This window comes from Kocuria coralli (genome assembly GCF_008831305.1).
Classification (GTDB): Bacteria; Actinomycetota; Actinomycetes; order Actinomycetales; family Micrococcaceae; genus Kocuria; species Kocuria coralli.
This window is the reverse complement of record NZ_ML708612.1, coordinates 182,456-196,685: the sequence shown is the minus strand read 5'-3', so window position 1 is coordinate 196,685 and position 14,230 is coordinate 182,456. Positions and strand designations below refer to the sequence as shown.

The 14,230-nt window shown below is 70.5% G+C and carries 13 protein-coding genes and 1 pseudogene; all 14 read left to right on the top strand.

Annotated elements, in window-relative coordinates; all coding sequences use genetic code 11:
- The first annotated feature begins 106 nt into the window (after positions 1-106).
- Complete coding sequence (locus FCK90_RS15930; protein WP_158033022.1) at positions 107-907, top strand: DUF948 domain-containing protein; 801 nt, start codon at positions 107-109, stop codon at positions 905-907.
- A complete protein-coding gene (locus FCK90_RS04115; RefSeq protein ID WP_158033021.1) occupies positions 904-1,302 on the top strand; it encodes a hypothetical protein in 399 nt (132 codons plus the stop codon). The genes FCK90_RS15930 and FCK90_RS04115 overlap by 4 nt, the downstream gene beginning before the upstream one ends.
- A gap of 80 nt (positions 1,303-1,382) precedes the next feature.
- Entirely contained in the window at positions 1,383-4,079 is a 2,697-nt protein-coding gene (alaS, locus tag FCK90_RS04110; protein WP_158033020.1) for an alanine--tRNA ligase, read from the top strand.
- Positions 4,072-4,653 carry a Holliday junction resolvase RuvX gene (gene ruvX / locus FCK90_RS04105; RefSeq protein WP_246179970.1) on the top strand — a complete coding sequence of 194 codons (582 nt, stop codon included), beginning with the start codon at positions 4,072-4,074 and terminating at the stop codon, positions 4,651-4,653. Before alaS ends, ruvX begins: the two co-directional genes overlap by 8 nt.
- The gene (gene mltG, locus FCK90_RS04100; RefSeq protein WP_158033019.1) at positions 4,650-5,819 is read left to right on the top strand and encodes an endolytic transglycosylase MltG; all 1,170 of its coding nucleotides are present in this window, start codon (positions 4,650-4,652) and stop codon (positions 5,817-5,819) included. Before ruvX ends, mltG begins: the two co-directional genes overlap by 4 nt.
- Positions 5,816-6,727: a shikimate dehydrogenase gene (locus FCK90_RS04095; protein WP_246179969.1), complete on the top strand. Its 912-nt coding sequence runs from the start codon at positions 5,816-5,818 to the stop codon at positions 6,725-6,727. Before mltG ends, FCK90_RS04095 begins: the two co-directional genes overlap by 4 nt.
- Positions 6,728-6,807: 80 nt before the next feature.
- On the top strand, positions 6,808-8,055 hold the full coding sequence (gene aroC / locus FCK90_RS04090; RefSeq protein ID WP_158033018.1) for a chorismate synthase: 1,248 nt from the start codon (positions 6,808-6,810) through the stop codon (positions 8,053-8,055).
- Positions 8,052-8,723, top strand: coding sequence for a shikimate kinase (locus tag FCK90_RS04085; RefSeq protein WP_158033017.1), 672 nt, complete (start codon positions 8,052-8,054; stop codon positions 8,721-8,723). Before aroC ends, FCK90_RS04085 begins: the two co-directional genes overlap by 4 nt.
- On the top strand, positions 8,723-9,808 hold the full coding sequence (gene aroB, locus FCK90_RS04080) for a 3-dehydroquinate synthase (protein ID WP_158033016.1): 1,086 nt from the start codon (positions 8,723-8,725) through the stop codon (positions 9,806-9,808). Before FCK90_RS04085 ends, aroB begins: the two co-directional genes overlap by 1 nt.
- Before the next feature lie 217 nt (positions 9,809-10,025).
- Positions 10,026-10,589 carry an elongation factor P gene (efp, locus tag FCK90_RS04075; protein ID WP_158033015.1) on the top strand — a complete coding sequence of 188 codons (564 nt, stop codon included), beginning with the start codon at positions 10,026-10,028 and terminating at the stop codon, positions 10,587-10,589.
- Positions 10,586-10,993: pseudogene (nusB, locus tag FCK90_RS04070) on the top strand (transcription antitermination factor NusB); the annotation flags it as partial. The gene efp and the pseudogene nusB, both read left to right, overlap by 4 nt.
- A gap of 210 nt (positions 10,994-11,203) precedes the next feature.
- Entirely contained in the window at positions 11,204-11,815 is a 612-nt protein-coding gene (gene pyrR, locus FCK90_RS04065) for a bifunctional pyr operon transcriptional regulator/uracil phosphoribosyltransferase PyrR (protein ID WP_158033013.1), read from the top strand.
- Positions 11,812-12,777 (top strand): aspartate carbamoyltransferase catalytic subunit, encoded by a 966-nt coding sequence (locus tag FCK90_RS04060; RefSeq protein ID WP_158033012.1) that lies wholly within the window; start codon positions 11,812-11,814, stop codon positions 12,775-12,777. Before pyrR ends, FCK90_RS04060 begins: the two co-directional genes overlap by 4 nt.
- Before the next feature lie 82 nt (positions 12,778-12,859).
- Positions 12,860-14,227 carry a dihydroorotase gene (locus FCK90_RS04055; protein WP_158033011.1) on the top strand — a complete coding sequence of 456 codons (1,368 nt, stop codon included), beginning with the start codon at positions 12,860-12,862 and terminating at the stop codon, positions 14,225-14,227.
- The last annotated feature ends 3 nt before the right edge of the window (positions 14,228-14,230 follow it).

Below are 14,230 nucleotides of genomic sequence, written 5' to 3'. Positions count from 1 at the left end.
CATGGGGAGGCGGATTCCGCCCAGGTCATGACGGAGCGGGCCCCACCGCACCGCCGGATCCGCACACCGGCGGGTACCCGACCCACCACAGGAGCCCACGCATCTCATGACCGGAGGAGATATCGCTGGACTCATCGCAGCGGGAGTGTTCGCCGTCCTGGTAGCCCTGTTGGCCGTGCCCATCATCAAGCTCGGCCGGGTGTTCGACGAACTGCGCGTATGGATCCGCGACCTCAACGATGAGACCGAGCCGCTCATCGACGAGGTCGTGCGCACCGTGGCCACGACGAACTCCCAGCTGGAGAAGGTCGACGGCATCACGGACAACGTCTCGGACGCCTCGGCCAACGTCTCGGCCATGACCTCCCTGGTCGCCTCGACGGTCGGCCAGCCGATCATCAAGGTGGCCGCATTCTCCTCCGGGGTGCGCCGGGCCTTCAGCCCAGAGGCCGCCAGAGTCCGCCGGGAGGAGACCCGCCGCATGAGAGCGGCGGCGGCCCGTCAGGCGGCGCAGGCGGAGGCCACGGCCGGCGGCACGAGGCAGGAGCCCGCCCCGCAGCAGCACACCTCGCAGCCCCACACCCGGGAGCATCCCGAGGAGGCCGCTCCCACGAAATGGTGGGTGGGCACCGAATGGGATGACGAGGCCGGTTCCGTTGATACCAACCCCGACGCAGGCCCGCGCACCACGGGATCCGGGACGGATTCAGAGGATTCCGAGCCCGCAGCCTCTCCCGCCGCAAGGTTCGAAGGACATAATGAACCGGGTGATTCCCGCGGTCACGGGAATGACGATGTGATCGACGCCGAGTTCGCCGCCCACGAGGACGGCGCGGACGATCACGGCCCTGCGGCAGCGGGGCACCCCGAGACGAACCGGCAGGCCGGGGGAGAGGAGAGCCGATGAGCACGTGGGGGCGTCTTGCGCTCCTGGCGGCCGGTGCCGCCGCGGGCGCCCTGGCCGCACGGTGGGCCGGGTCGGAGCAAGGACAACGCGTCGTCGGTGAATTGACGCAGCGGGGCGCCACCGCCCAGGGTGGCCGGACCGAGGTCGAAGGACGCGCGCCGGGGCGCGATGTCCCGGGGGAGAACCGCCTGGCCACACGGGTGCTGCGCATCGCCCAGGACGTCAAGACGGCGATGGACCAGCGCGAGGGCGAACTGCGCGACCAGCTGGGGCTGGCGCCTCCTCAGCAGCTGCGACCGCGCAGCCCCGGCATCGCGGGCCTCGGTGACGACGGAAACGCCGCCGGCCGGGGCGGTCCCGGCAGGGGACACGACGACGTCGTCGATCCCGGCTGAACCGGAAAATCGCCCGGGAGCGCCCGGACGAGCACCAGACTTCTGATCAGAACACGACAACAAAGGATCCAGACCAACACATGCTGACCCACGAGATCACCGAGCGCTGGCTGAACTATTTCCAGAAGCAGGGTCATTCGGTCGTCCCGTCCGCCTCGCTGGTGTCCACCCAGCCCGGGTCGATGTTCACGATCGCCGGGATGGTCCCCTTCATCCCCTACTTCCTGGGCCAGGAGCAGGCGCCGTGGCCGCGGGCGACCTCCGTGCAGAAGTGCATCCGCACCAAGGACATCGAGGAGGTCGGCAAGACCGCCCGGCACGGCACGTTCTTCCAGATGGCGGGCAACTTCTCCTTCGGCGACTACTTCAAGGAGAGGGCCATCCCGATGGCCTGGGAGCTGCTGACCACCGCGCAGGAGGACGGCGGCTACGGGCTGGATCCGGAGCGGCTGTGGGTGACCGTCTACGAGGAGGACGAGGAGGCCTACGCCCTGTGGCGCGACACCGTCGGGGTGCCCGAGGGGCGCATCCAGCGCATGTCGAAGGACGAGAACTACTGGGACGCCGGGCAGCCGGGCCCTGCCGGCCCCGACTCGGAGATCTTCTACGACCGCGGCCCCCGGTACGGGAGCGAAGGCGGTCCCGCGGTCGACGACGACCGCTACATCGAGATCTGGAACCTGGTCTTCATGCAGTATCAGCGGGGTGAGGGCTCCGGGAAGAACTACGAGATCCTGGGCGAGCTGCCGCGCAAGAACATCGATACGGGCATGGGCGTGGAGCGCATGGCCATGCTGCTGCAGGGCGTAGAGAACTTCTACGAGACCGACCAGGTGCGTCCCGTGCTCGACGCTGCCGCCGAGCTCTCGGGCCGGGCCTACCGCGGCTCCGAGCATCCCGAGGACGAGGGCTACGACGACGACGTGCGCATGCGCGTGATCGCCGATCACGTCCGCTCGTCGATGATGCTCATCGCCGACGGCGTGACGCCGGGCAACGAGGGCCGCGGCTACATCCTCCGGCGGCTGCTGCGCCGGGCCATCCGGGCGATGCGCCTGCTGGGGGTGGTCGAGCCGTGCCTGAACGTGCTCCTGCCGGCCTCCCGCGACGCCATGGGCGCGGACTTCCCCGTGGTCGTGGACGACTTCGAGCGCATCTCGCGGATCGCCTACGCCGAGGAGCGCGCCTTCCTCAAGACCATCGAGTCGGGCACCTCCCGGCTGGACGAGGCCGTCTCCGAGGCCAGGGCGCAGGGCAGCGCGGTGACCGGCGCGGACGCCTTCGCACTGCACGACACCTACGGCTTCCCCATCGACCTCACCCTGGAGATGGCCGCCGAAGCCGGCGTGCAGGTCGACGAGCCCGCGTTCCGCGCCTTGATGAACGAGCAGCGCGACCGGGCCCGGGCGGACGCCAGGGCCAAGAAGGGCGCCTACGCCGACCTGTCGGTGCTGCGCGCGCTGCAGGAGCAGCGCGATTCCGTGTTCACCGGCTACGACGAGACGGCGACGGCCACGACGATCCGCGCCCTGCTGGTCGACGGCGTGACCGTGCCGGCCGTCTCCGAGGGCGAGGCCGTCGAGGTGGTCCTGGACTCCACGCCGTTCTACGCCGAGGCGGGCGGCCAGGCGGCCGACACGGGGACCATCACCGGGCACGGATTCGTGCTGAAGGTCTCCGACGTCCAGCAGCCGGTCAAGGGGCTGTCGGTGCACAAGGCCACGGTCGCCTCCGGCGAGGTCGCCGCGGGCGCAGAGGCCGTGGCGTCGATCGACGTGCGCCGTCGCCGCGACGCCGAGATGGCGCACACCGGAACGCATATCGTCCACGCCGCCCTGCACGACGTCCTGGGCCCCGAGGCGGTCCAGCGCGGCTCCTTCAACAAGGAGGGCTACCTGCGCTTCGACTTCGCGTGGGGCGAGGGCCTGACCGACTCGCAGAGGCAGGAGGTCGAGGGCCTGGCGAACTCCGTCATCCACGACGACCACGAGGTCTTCACCCGCGAGATGCCCCTGGCCGAGGCCAAGGCCATGGGTGCCATGAGCCTCTTCGGCGAGAAGTACGGCGACGTCGTGCGCGTGGTCGAGCTCAACGGCCCCTGGTCGCGCGAGCTGTGCGGCGGCACCCACGTGAACGACACCGCCCAGATCGGCTCCCTCTCGCTGGTCTCGGAGGGCTCGGTGGGCTCGGGCAACCGGCGTGTCGAGGCGCTGGTCGGGCTGAACTCCTTCGAGCACCTGGCCACCGAACGGACGCTGGTCAACCAGCTGACCGAGATCATGAAGGTCCAGCGCTCCACCGACCTCCCGGCCCGGCTCAACGAGACCCTGGAGAAGCTGCGCTCCGCCGAGAAGGAACTGGCCACGCTGCGCCGGGAGAAGCTCGTCGCCCAGGCCGGCTCCCTGCTCGATGAGGTCCAGGACCTCGGAGGGCTCGAGGTCCTGACCCACGACATGGGGGAGGTCTCGGGTGCGGACGACCTCCGGGCCCTGGCCCTGGACCTGCGGGGACGCATGCAGGACCGCTCCGCCGTGGTCGCCGTCGTCGCGACCGCGCACGGCCGACCCCTGGTACTGGCGGCCACCACGGAGTCCGCCCGGGCAGCGGGCGCCAAGGCCGGTGCGCTGGTGCGCACCGCGGCCGGGGCGCTCGGCGGCGGCGGCGGCGGCAAGGACGACCTGGCACAGGGCGGAGGGCAGGACGCGTCCAAGACGGGGGAGGCCCTCACCGCCATCGTGGGCCAGCTGTCCGCGCTGACCGGGAGCGCCGATGCCTGAGCCGATGTCGTCACCGCAGCCACTGGACCTGGGCGTGCGGGGACGGCGCATGGGGATCGACGTCGGGCAGGTTCGGGTCGGCGTGGCCCTCACCGACCCCGACGCGATCCTGGCCACGCCGCTGACCACGCTGCAGCGCGACCTGAAGAAGCACTTCGACGTGAAGATCGCCGCCAACCTGGTCTCAGAGCACGAGGTGGTGGAGGTGGCCGTGGGCCTGCCGCTGGCGATGTCGGGCGAGTACACCGATTCCACGCGTGCAGCCCTGGACTGGGCACGTCGACTGGCCAGGCGCCTCGAGGCCAAGGGCCGTGAGGTCCCCATCCGCATGGTGGATGAGCGCTGGACCAGCGTCCAGTCCCACCGCCTGCTGCTGGAGGCCGGCGTCTCCCGCCGCGAGCACAAGGACAAGGTGGACCAGCAGGCGGCCGTGACCATCCTCGAGTCCGCGCTGGACGGTGCTCGCCGCGCCGGGGGAGCGAACGGCGACGGCCGGCCGACGGACCGCACGCATACTGACCTGACCATCGACGACTCCGCCTCGTCGACCAATCCGGAGGGAGACCTCACGTGAGCGATCAACAGAACGGCCCCGACGAGAGCGGCCCGTCGTCGACGCGCCGGCGCGGCACGCGGGGGCTCTCGGGGGCCTTCAAGGTCGAAGAGCGTTCCGAAGCCGACCTCGAACGGCTCAAGAAGCGGCACAACCTCTCCCTGGTCGGCGCTATCGCCCTGTTCACCGTCGCGGCGGTCTTCACCCTGTCCGTGGTGGGCGGGAACCTGGGCTGGTTCGAGCGCCAGGACTACCGCGGTGAGGGAAACGAGGCCGTGAACTTCACCATCGAGGACGGCGCGACCATCGACCAGATCGGCACGGCCCTGGTCAACGAGGACATCGTCGCCAACTCGACCCGGTTCGTCGAGACCTTCAACGAGCAGCACGAGGGCGACTTCGTGCAGCCGGGCGACTACGAGCTGCGCCGTCAGATGAGCTCCGAGGCCGCTGTCCGCGTGCTCATGGACGAGGGCGATCCCGCCCACTACGCCGCCGTGGCCAACACCCTGCGCATGGACGACACCTTCGAGATCCTCTCCGAGTCCACGGGGATCCCCGTGGAGGAGTTCGAGAGCGCGGCGGAGGACCCGGGACGTTTCGGGGTCCCGGACGAGTTCCCCACGATCGAGGGCTACCTGCATCCGGGCGAGTACCGGTTCCCGGTGGGCGCCTCGGCGGACGAGATCCTGCAGGAGATGGTGGACCGCACCAAGGAGACCCTCGAGCGCAACGACGTTCCGGAGGAGGACGCCTTCCGGGTGCTGACCGTGGCTTCGATCGTGGAGTTCGAGGGCGTGCCCGACGACTACGCGGACGTGGCCGGGGCGATCTTCAACCGCATCGACGAGCCCGACAACGAGACCAACGGCTTCATCCAGTCGGACGCCTCCGTGACCTACGGGCTGGGGCGGCGCTCCTACGACTTCTCGGACGAGGAACGCAACGACGCCTCCAACGAGTACAACACCTTCGCCCATCCGGGGCTGCCCGCCGGGCCCATCGGCTCGCCCGGTGACGCCTCGATCGACGCGACGGCCAACCCCGCCGAGAACGACTACTACTACTGGGTGACGGTCAACCTGGACACCGGCGAGACCAAGTTCGCCACGAACTACGCCGATCACGAGAAGAACGTCGAGGAGTACCAGCAGTGGTGCTCCGACAACGAGGGTCGTTGCGAATGACGATGGCCGCATCCGCACCCGACCGCATGGCCGCCGCGGGGTACGCCGGCGTGGTGGGTCATCCCATCGGGCATTCCCGCTCCCCGGACCTGCACCACGCCGCCTACCGGGTGCTCGGACTGGACCTGGACTACACGGCGACGGATCTCGAGGAGACCGAGCTGGTGCCCCATGTCCTGAGGCTGCGCGAGGACCCTGCCTGGCGGGGACTGTCGGTCACGATGCCCCTGAAATCGGAGGCCGCCGAGATCGCCGACGAGCTCTCGGACCTCGCCACCGCGGTGGGGGTGGTCAACACCCTGGTGCACCGCGGGGACGGCGAGATCCTGGGGCACAACACCGACGTCTCCGGGATCATCGGGGCGGTGCGCGCCGCGGGCGAGATCCCGGAGAGCCCGCGAGCAGCCATCCTGGGCGGCGGCGGGACGGCCACCGCCGCCGTGGCCGCGCTGCAGGGACTCGGGGCCGCGGAGATCGATGCGTGGGTCAGGTCCGAAACGCGAGCGCACCGCACGACGACGGCGGCCGAGCACCTCGGCATCCCCGTTCGCCTGCGTCCGTGGGAGGAGGCGGCCGAGCACCTGGCGGGTTACGACGTCGTCGTGGCGACCCTTCCACCGCACGGATGCGACGAGCTCGCGGCGGCGTTCGCGGCGGGACGCGGCCGGAGGACGACGGGCGTGCTGCTGGACGCCGCCTACGATCCGTGGCCGTCGGCGATCGCCCGCGCCTGGACCCGTGCGGGCGGCGCGGTGGCCCCCGGAATAGATATGCTCGTCTTCCAGGCGATCGACCAGATCCGGTTGTTCACCGGTCTGGGCCTGGAGACGGAGCTGCCGCGGAGGCGGGAGGTCATCGCGGCCATGTGCGCGGCCGTGGGACGTCCTGACCTGTCCGCGGGAGGATAAACTCCGGGCGGGCCGGATCGTCCCGCCCCAGGCGGCCCGCCGCCGAAGAACCTGACTCACCACGCGAGGAGAAGACCATCATGCTCCGCTGGCTCACTGCTGGAGAATCCCACGGAGAAGCCCTCGTCGGCATCATCGAAGGCGTCCCCGCGGGTGTCGGGCTGACGTCCTCGGACATCCAGGGGGCCCTCGCCCGCCGTCGCCTCGGCTACGGCCGCGGCGCCCGCATGAAGTTCGAACAGGACAAGGTGCGCATCCTGGGCGGCGTGCGACACGGCATGACCCAGGGCGGCCCCGTGGCGATCGAGATCGCCAACACCGAATGGCCCAAGTGGGAGCGCGTCATGAATGCGGATCCCGTGGACCCCGCGGAACTCGAGGGCAAGGCGCGCAACGCCGCCCTGACTCGGCCCCGCCCGGGTCACGCGGACTTCACCGGGATGCAGAAGTACGGCCATTCCGAGGCCCGTCCCGTCCTGGAGCGCGCCTCCGCCCGCGAGACGGCCACCCGGGTGGCCCTGGGCGTGGTCGCCGCCAAGATCCTGGAGGCATTGGGCATCGGGATCGTCGCCCATACGACGGCGATCGGCGCGGTCTCGGCTCCCCTGGACGCCAGCCGCCCCACGGCCGACGACGTCGAGGCGCTGGACGCCGACCCGCTGCGGTGCTTCGACGAGGCCACCTCCCGCGCCATGGTCGAGGCGGTGGACGAGGCGCACAAGGACGGCGAGACCCTCGGCGGCGTGGTCGAGGTCCTGGCCTACCACCTGCCCCCGGGCCTGGGCTCCTACGTGCACTGGGACCGCCGACTGGATTCCCGGCTGGCCGGGGCCCTCATGGGGATCCAGGCGATCAAGGGCGTGGAGGTCGGCGACGGCTTCCTGACCGCCGCGCGCCCCGGTTCGGCCGCGCACGACGAGATCATGATCGGCGAGGGCGGGCGCGTGCACCGTGTGTCCAACCGCGCCGGCGGCATCGAGGGCGGCATGTCCATCGGGGACGTCCTGCGCGTCCGCGCGGCGATGAAGCCGATCGCCACCGTCCCCAAGGCGCTGCGCACGGTGGACATCACCGGCCGCGAGGCGGCGAGAGCCCACCATCAGCGGTCGGACGTCTGCGCGGTGCCGGCGGCGGGCGTGGTGGCCGAGGCCATGGTGGCCCTGGTGCTGGCCGACGCGGTGATGGAGAAGTTCGGCGGCGACAGCATCGCGGAGACCGTGCGGAACAGGGACGCCTACCTGGCGGCCATTCCCGCGGAGCTGAGCTCGTCGGGCGAGCTGGGCAGCTTCGACGGCGAGGGAGCCCTCGCCGAGGAACGCAACGCATGACGGGCCAGTCCTCCCCCCGTGATTTCTCCCCCCGTGACTTCGCCGAGACCCTGGCAACCTCGCCCGTGGCCCCCGTCGGAAGCTCCGCCGGCGGGTGGACGGCCGATACGACCGAGACGGCCGAGCCGGCGCCGCTGACCCGCCCCGTGGTCCTGATCGGCCCCATGGCCGCCGGGAAGTCCTTCCTGGCGCTGCACATGTCCAAGTTCTACGGCTACGACTTCGTGGACGCCGACCAGGTGATCGTCCAGCGGCACGGGGTCATCGCGGAGCTCTTCAGCGCCCACGGCGAGAAGTACTTCCGGGACCTGGAAGCCGACGTGATCGAGGAGATCCTGCGGGACCCGGACCACGCCAGCGCGATCTTCTCCGTGGGAGGCGGAGCGCCCATGACGGAGCGGGTCCGCGCCCTGCTGGAGAACGAGCTGGTGGCCTATCTGGAGGTGGATGCCGCGACGGTCCTGCCCCGGATCCGGGGCAACCGCACGCGGCCCATGCTCCAGCCCGACCCCGAGACCCGGTGGCAGGAACTCCTGGAGTCCAGGCGGGCCCGGTACGAGGAGCTGGCCGACATCCGCATCGACGGCACCGGCCAGCGCCAGGTGGCGGACCTCGCCCAGGACCTCCACAACGACATCCAGCGTCTACGCACCTCGAAGGAATCGTGATGACCACCACCCGCATCCCGGTCACGGGCAGCCGCCCTGAGGACAACTACGACGTCCTGGTGGGCAACGGCCTCATGGCGCACCTGGCCGAGGTCCTCGGCCCCCGGGTGCAGAAGGTCCTCGTGATCCACCCGCAGGCGCTCGAGGCCAACGGCCAGGTGGTGGTCGGGCAGCTGCAGGCCGACGGCTACCAGGTGTTCCAGGCCGTGATCCCCGACGCCGAGGAGGGCAAGCGCCTCGAGGTCGCCGGCTTCTGCTGGCAGGCCCTCGGCCAGGCCGACTTCACCCGCTCCGACGCGATCGTCTCGGTGGGCGGGGGAGCGGTCACCGATCTGGCCGGTTTCGTGGCGGCCACCTGGCTGCGCGGGATCAAGGTGGTGCACGTGCCCACCACGTTCCTGGGCATGGTCGACGCCGCCGTGGGCGGCAAGACCGGGATCAACACCGCCGAGGGCAAGAACCTGGTGGGCTCCTTCCATCCGCCGGCCGCGGTGCTGTGCGACCTCGACGCGCTGTCCACGCTGCCCACCAACGAGCTGCTCACCGGCATGGCCGAGACGGTCAAGTGCGGGTTCATCGCCGATCCCGCCATCCTCGACCTCATCGAGGAGAACCCGGAGGAGGCCAAGGACCCGGCGTCGCCGGTCGTGCGCGAGCTGGTGGAGCGCTCCGTGCGGGTCAAGGCGGACGTGGTCTCCGAGGACCTCCGGGAGTCCGGGCGCCGCGAACACCTGAACTACGGGCACACCCTGGGGCACGCGATCGAGAACAACGAGCGGTACCAGTGGCGCCACGGAGCCGCCGTGGCGATCGGCATGGTTTTCGCCGCGGAGCTGAGCCGGACCGCGGGCACCCTGCCGGACGAGGTGGTGGAGCGCCACTACCGGATCCTGGAACTGCTGGGGCTGCCCACGGAGTACCGATTCGACCAGTGGCCCAAACTGCTCGAGGTGATGAAGCGGGACAAGAAGACCCGCGGCGGACTGCTGCGCTTCATCGTCCTGGACGACGTCGCCCGACCCCGGGTGATGGAGGTCCCCGACCCCTCGGTGCTCTACGCCGTCTACCAGGAGGTCTCGGCCTGAGCGGCCTGAGCGGCCTGAGGGGCCGGAGGGGCGGCGCCCGTCGCCGTCCCCGGCGCGCCCACCGGCAAGATCACATGCGGTCCTGACGACGGGGCGCGAGCGCCTTGCTAGGATGGTCGGCGGCGAAAACCCGGTCCGGCAGGATCCGCGTCCCTCCGCACCAGGATCGGCGATCTTGAGCGGCGGATGCGAAACCAGCGAACACGAAGAGAGCACAGTGGCAACCACCAACGACATCAAGAACGGCACCGTCCTCAACCTCGACGGGAACCTGTGGAGCGTCATTGAGTTCCAGCACGTCAAGCCCGGCAAGGGCGGAGCGTTCGTGCGCACGAAGCTGCGCAACGTGACCTCCGGCAAGGTCGTCGACAAGACCTTCAACGCGGGTGCCAAGGTGACCACGGCCACCGTCGACCGCTCCGAGTACCAGTACCTGTACAAGGACGGCGACGACTTCGTCTTCATGGACAACTCGACCTACGACCAGCTGCTCGTCCCCGCAGCCGTCGTCGGCGAGGCCGAGAACTTCATGCTCGAGAACACCAACGCCGTGATCGCCATGCACGAAGGCGCCCCGCTGTACATCGAGCTGCCGCCCTCGGTCGTGCTGGAGATCACCTACACCGAGCCCGGCCTGCAGGGCGACCGCTCCACGGGCGGCACCAAGCCCGCGACCCTGGAGACCGGCTACCAGATCCAGGTGCCCCTGTTCGTCGAGAACAACACCCGGGTCAAGGTCGACACCCGCACGGGCGACTACCTGGGTCGCGTCAGCGAATGAAAGGCTCCCGTACCAAGGCCCGCACGCGCGCGGTGGAGATCCTCTTCGAGGCCGAGCAGCGCGGCGAAGACGCCATCAGCGTGCTGGCACGGCGCCGCAAGAACTCGGAGCAGCTCTTCGGCGCCTACACCGAGGAGCTCGTGCGCGGCGTGGCGCTGCGCAAGGGCGAGATCGACGAGGCCATCCAGACCTGGTCGCGCGGCTGGACCATGGAACGGATGCCCGCCGTGGACCGCACCATCCTGCGCCTGGGGGCGTGGGAGCTGCTGTTCAACGACGAGGTGCCGGACACCGTCGCCGTCGACGAGGCCGTAGGACTGGCCAAGTCGCTGTCCACGGACGACTCGCCGTCGTTCGTCAACGGCGTGCTGGGCCGGCTCCAGACGGTCAAGCCGACCCTCATCGAGGCGCCGGAGGACGAGGAAGATGACGACGCCGAGGACGTGATCGCGGCGCGGGAGAACGCGGCCGTACCGCGGACCCCGGAGGACGCCCCCGGCGCGGCGGACTCCCCGGCACGGGACGCCGACGCCTCCTGAACCGGTGCTAGGGTTCCTTGCAGCAGCTCGTCCCTTTAAGTCCGTCCGGTGAGGCGGGGAAGGAAGGCAGCACCTGTGAGCCAGAATGCTCAGACCCCGGGGACTCCCGCGGAGACCGGGGAGACCAGGCGGATTCTCTCCGCTGCCGATATCGACCGGGCCCTGACCCGGATCGCCCATGAGATCCTCGAGTCCAACCGCGGCGCCGAGAACCTCGTGCTCCTCGGCATTCCCCGGAGGGGCTTCCCCCTCGCGCAGCGGCTTGCCGCCAAGCTGGCGGCCTTCGACGCCTTCGATCCCGAGTCGTCACTGGGACAGCTGGACGTCACCATGTACCGCGACGATCTGCGTCGCAGCCCCTCCCGGGTTCCCTGGCCCACCGTGATGCCGCCCCGGGGGATCGACGACGCGACCGTGGTCCTGGTGGACGACGTCCTGTATTCGGGACGCACCATCCGGTCGGCCCTCGACGCCCTGACCGAGCTCGGTCGCCCGGCCGTCGTGCGGCTGGCCGTGCTCGTGGACCGGGGGCACCGGGAACTGCCCATCCGCGCCGACTTCGTGGGCAAGAACCTCCCGACCTCCTCCCGCGAGAAGGTCCGAGTCCGGCTCTCGGAGATCGACGCCCCGCAGGATCGGGCCCAGCCCCAGGCCGACGCATTCGACGAGGTGGTGATCGAGGGATGAAGCACTTGCTGAGCACCCAGGAACTGACCCGTGATGAGGCCATCGCGATCCTGGACACCGCAGACCGGATGGCCGAGGTCGGCCAGCAGTCGGTCAAGAAGCTGCCCGCCCTGCGCGGCCGCACCGTGGTCAACCTGTTCTTCGAGGACTCCACGCGCACCCGGATCTCCTTCGAGACCGCCGCCAAGCGCCTCTCGGCCGACGTGATCAACTTCTCGGCCAAGGGCTCCTCGGTGTCGAAGGGGGAGTCGCTCAAGGACACCGCCCAGACCCTCATGGCGATGAACGCGGACGCGGTCGTGATCCGGCACGGCACCTCCGGGGCGCCGCAGCGCCTGGCCACCACGGGGTGGATCGACGCCGCGGTGCTCAACGCCGGGGACGGCAAGCACGAGCACCCCACCCAGGCGCTCCTGGACGTCATGACCCTGCGCCAGCACCGCGCCAACCTGACCGGCGGGGAGACCCAGGGCACCGACCTGGAGGGGATGCACGTGGTGATCGTGGGCGACATCCTGCACTCGCGGGTGGCCCGGTCGAACATGTGGCTGCTGACCACCCTGGGCGCCAGGGTCACGTTCGTGGCACCGCCGACCCTGCTTCCCGTGGGGACCCAGCACTGGCCCGCCCGGATCGTGTTCGACCTGGACGAGGCCCTCGCGGAGAACCCCGACGCCGTCATGCTCCTGCGCGTGCAGCGCGAGCGGATGCACGCCGCGTTCTTCCCCTCCGAGGCCGAGTACGCCCGCTGGTGGGGCCTGACCCCCGAACGCCTGGACGCCCTGGACAGAGCGGGGGCGACGACCGCGATCATGCATCCCGGCCCCATGAACCGGGGCCTGGAGATCTCCTCCGAGGCCGCGGACTCGCCGCGATCGACGGTACTGCGCCAGGTCTCCAACGGCGTGGCCGTGCGCATGGCCTGCCTGTACCTCCTCCTGACCGGTGACGACGCGCAGTGACCTGCTCGCCTGACGCCGTCGACTTCACTCAGAATCGCCCGCAGTGCTGCTGTGCGCGCACGATGAAAGGTTCCGCGAAGCGATGAACACGCAGACCACCGAAACCCGGGAGACCACCGGCGGCACCGGCCGCTGGCTGCTGAAGGGCGTCAGCCCGCTCGGCGAGGAGGCCACCGACGTCCTCGTCGTCGACGGCCTGATCGCCCAGGTGGGCGCCGGTCTCTCCGATGACGACCTCGATGAGCGGACGACCGTGATCGAGTGCGGCGGGCAGATCCTGCTGCCGGGCCTGGTCGACATCCACACCCACCTGCGGGAACCGGGCCGTGAGGACGCCGAGACCGTGGAGACGGGCACCCGCGCCGCGGCCAAGGGCGGATACACCGCCGTGTTCGCCATGGCCAACTCCAACCCGGTGGCCGACACCGCCGGCGTGGTCGAGCAGGTCTGGGGCCTGGGCCGCGACGCCGGCTGGACCCAGGTCCAGCCCATCGGGGCGGTCACCGTGGGCCTGGGCGGCAAGCAGCTGGCCGAGATCGGGGCCATGGCCGAGTCTCGGGCGCAGGTCAGGGTGTTCTCCGACGACGGGAAGTGCGTCTACGACCCCCTGCTCATGCGCCGGGCGCTCGAGTACGTCAAGACCTTCGACGGGGTGGTGGCCCAGCACGCGCAGGAACCGCGCCTGACCGAGGACGCCCAGATGAACGAGGGCACCGTCTCGGCCGACCTCGGCCTGACCGGCTGGCCGGCCGTGGCCGAGGAGGCGATCATCGCCCGCGACGTCCTGCTGGCACAGCACGTCGGTTCGCGGGTGCACATCTGCCATCTCTCCACCAAGGGCTCCGTGGAGCTGATCCGCTGGGCCAAGGAACGCGGCGTCGACGTCACCGCGGAGGTCACCCCGCACCACCTGCTGCTCACGGACGAGCTGGTGCGCACCTTCGACCCGGTCTACAAGGTCAATCCGCCGCTGCGCACGGACGAGGACGTCCAGGCCGTCAGGGCGGCGGTGGCGGACGGCACGATCGACGTCGTCGGCACCGACCACGCGCCGCATCCCACGGAGGACAAGGAGTGCGAGTGGACCTGCGCCGCCATGGGGATGACGGGGCTGGAGACCGCGCTGTCGGTCGTGCAGCACACGCTCGTGGACACCGGGGCGATCACGTGGCGCGACGTCGCGCGGATCATGTCCCGCACCCCCGCCGAGATCGGCCGCCTGCGAGGCCAGGGCCGTCCGATCGAGCCCGGGGAGCCGGCCAACCTGGTGCTCTTCGATCCTGCGGCGGAAACGGTGGTGGATCCCGCGACCCACGCCTCCAAGGGCCGCAACAGCCCCTACCGGGGTTTGCGGCTGCCGGGCGCGGTCAAGGCCACCTTCTTCCAGGGCCACCCGGTGGTGCTCGACGGCGCCCTGACGCAGCCCCATCCCGCGGCGGGGGGCCGGTAACCC

Bases quoted from the DNA above. Each gene is read 5' to 3' on its own strand.
- FCK90_RS04095 (WP_246179969.1), top strand. From the start codon at position 5,816: ATGACGATGGCCGCATCCGCACCCGACCGCATGGCCGCCGCGGGGTAC.
- FCK90_RS04055 (WP_158033011.1), top strand. From the start codon at position 12,860: ATGAACACGCAGACCACCGAAACCCGGGAGACCACCGGCGGCACCGGC.
- aroB (WP_158033016.1), top strand. From the start codon at position 8,723: ATGACCACCACCCGCATCCCGGTCACGGGCAGCCGCCCTGAGGACAAC.
- FCK90_RS04115 (WP_158033021.1), top strand. From the start codon at position 904: ATGAGCACGTGGGGGCGTCTTGCGCTCCTGGCGGCCGGTGCCGCCGCG.
- FCK90_RS15930 (WP_158033022.1), top strand. From the start codon at position 107: ATGACCGGAGGAGATATCGCTGGACTCATCGCAGCGGGAGTGTTCGCC.
- FCK90_RS04060 (WP_158033012.1), top strand. From the start codon at position 11,812: ATGAAGCACTTGCTGAGCACCCAGGAACTGACCCGTGATGAGGCCATC.
- FCK90_RS04085 (WP_158033017.1), top strand. From the start codon at position 8,052: ATGACGGGCCAGTCCTCCCCCCGTGATTTCTCCCCCCGTGACTTCGCC.
- aroC (WP_158033018.1), top strand. From the start codon at position 6,808: ATGCTCCGCTGGCTCACTGCTGGAGAATCCCACGGAGAAGCCCTCGTC.
- alaS (WP_158033020.1), top strand. From the start codon at position 1,383: ATGCTGACCCACGAGATCACCGAGCGCTGGCTGAACTATTTCCAGAAG.
- ruvX (WP_246179970.1), top strand. From the start codon at position 4,072: ATGCCTGAGCCGATGTCGTCACCGCAGCCACTGGACCTGGGCGTGCGG.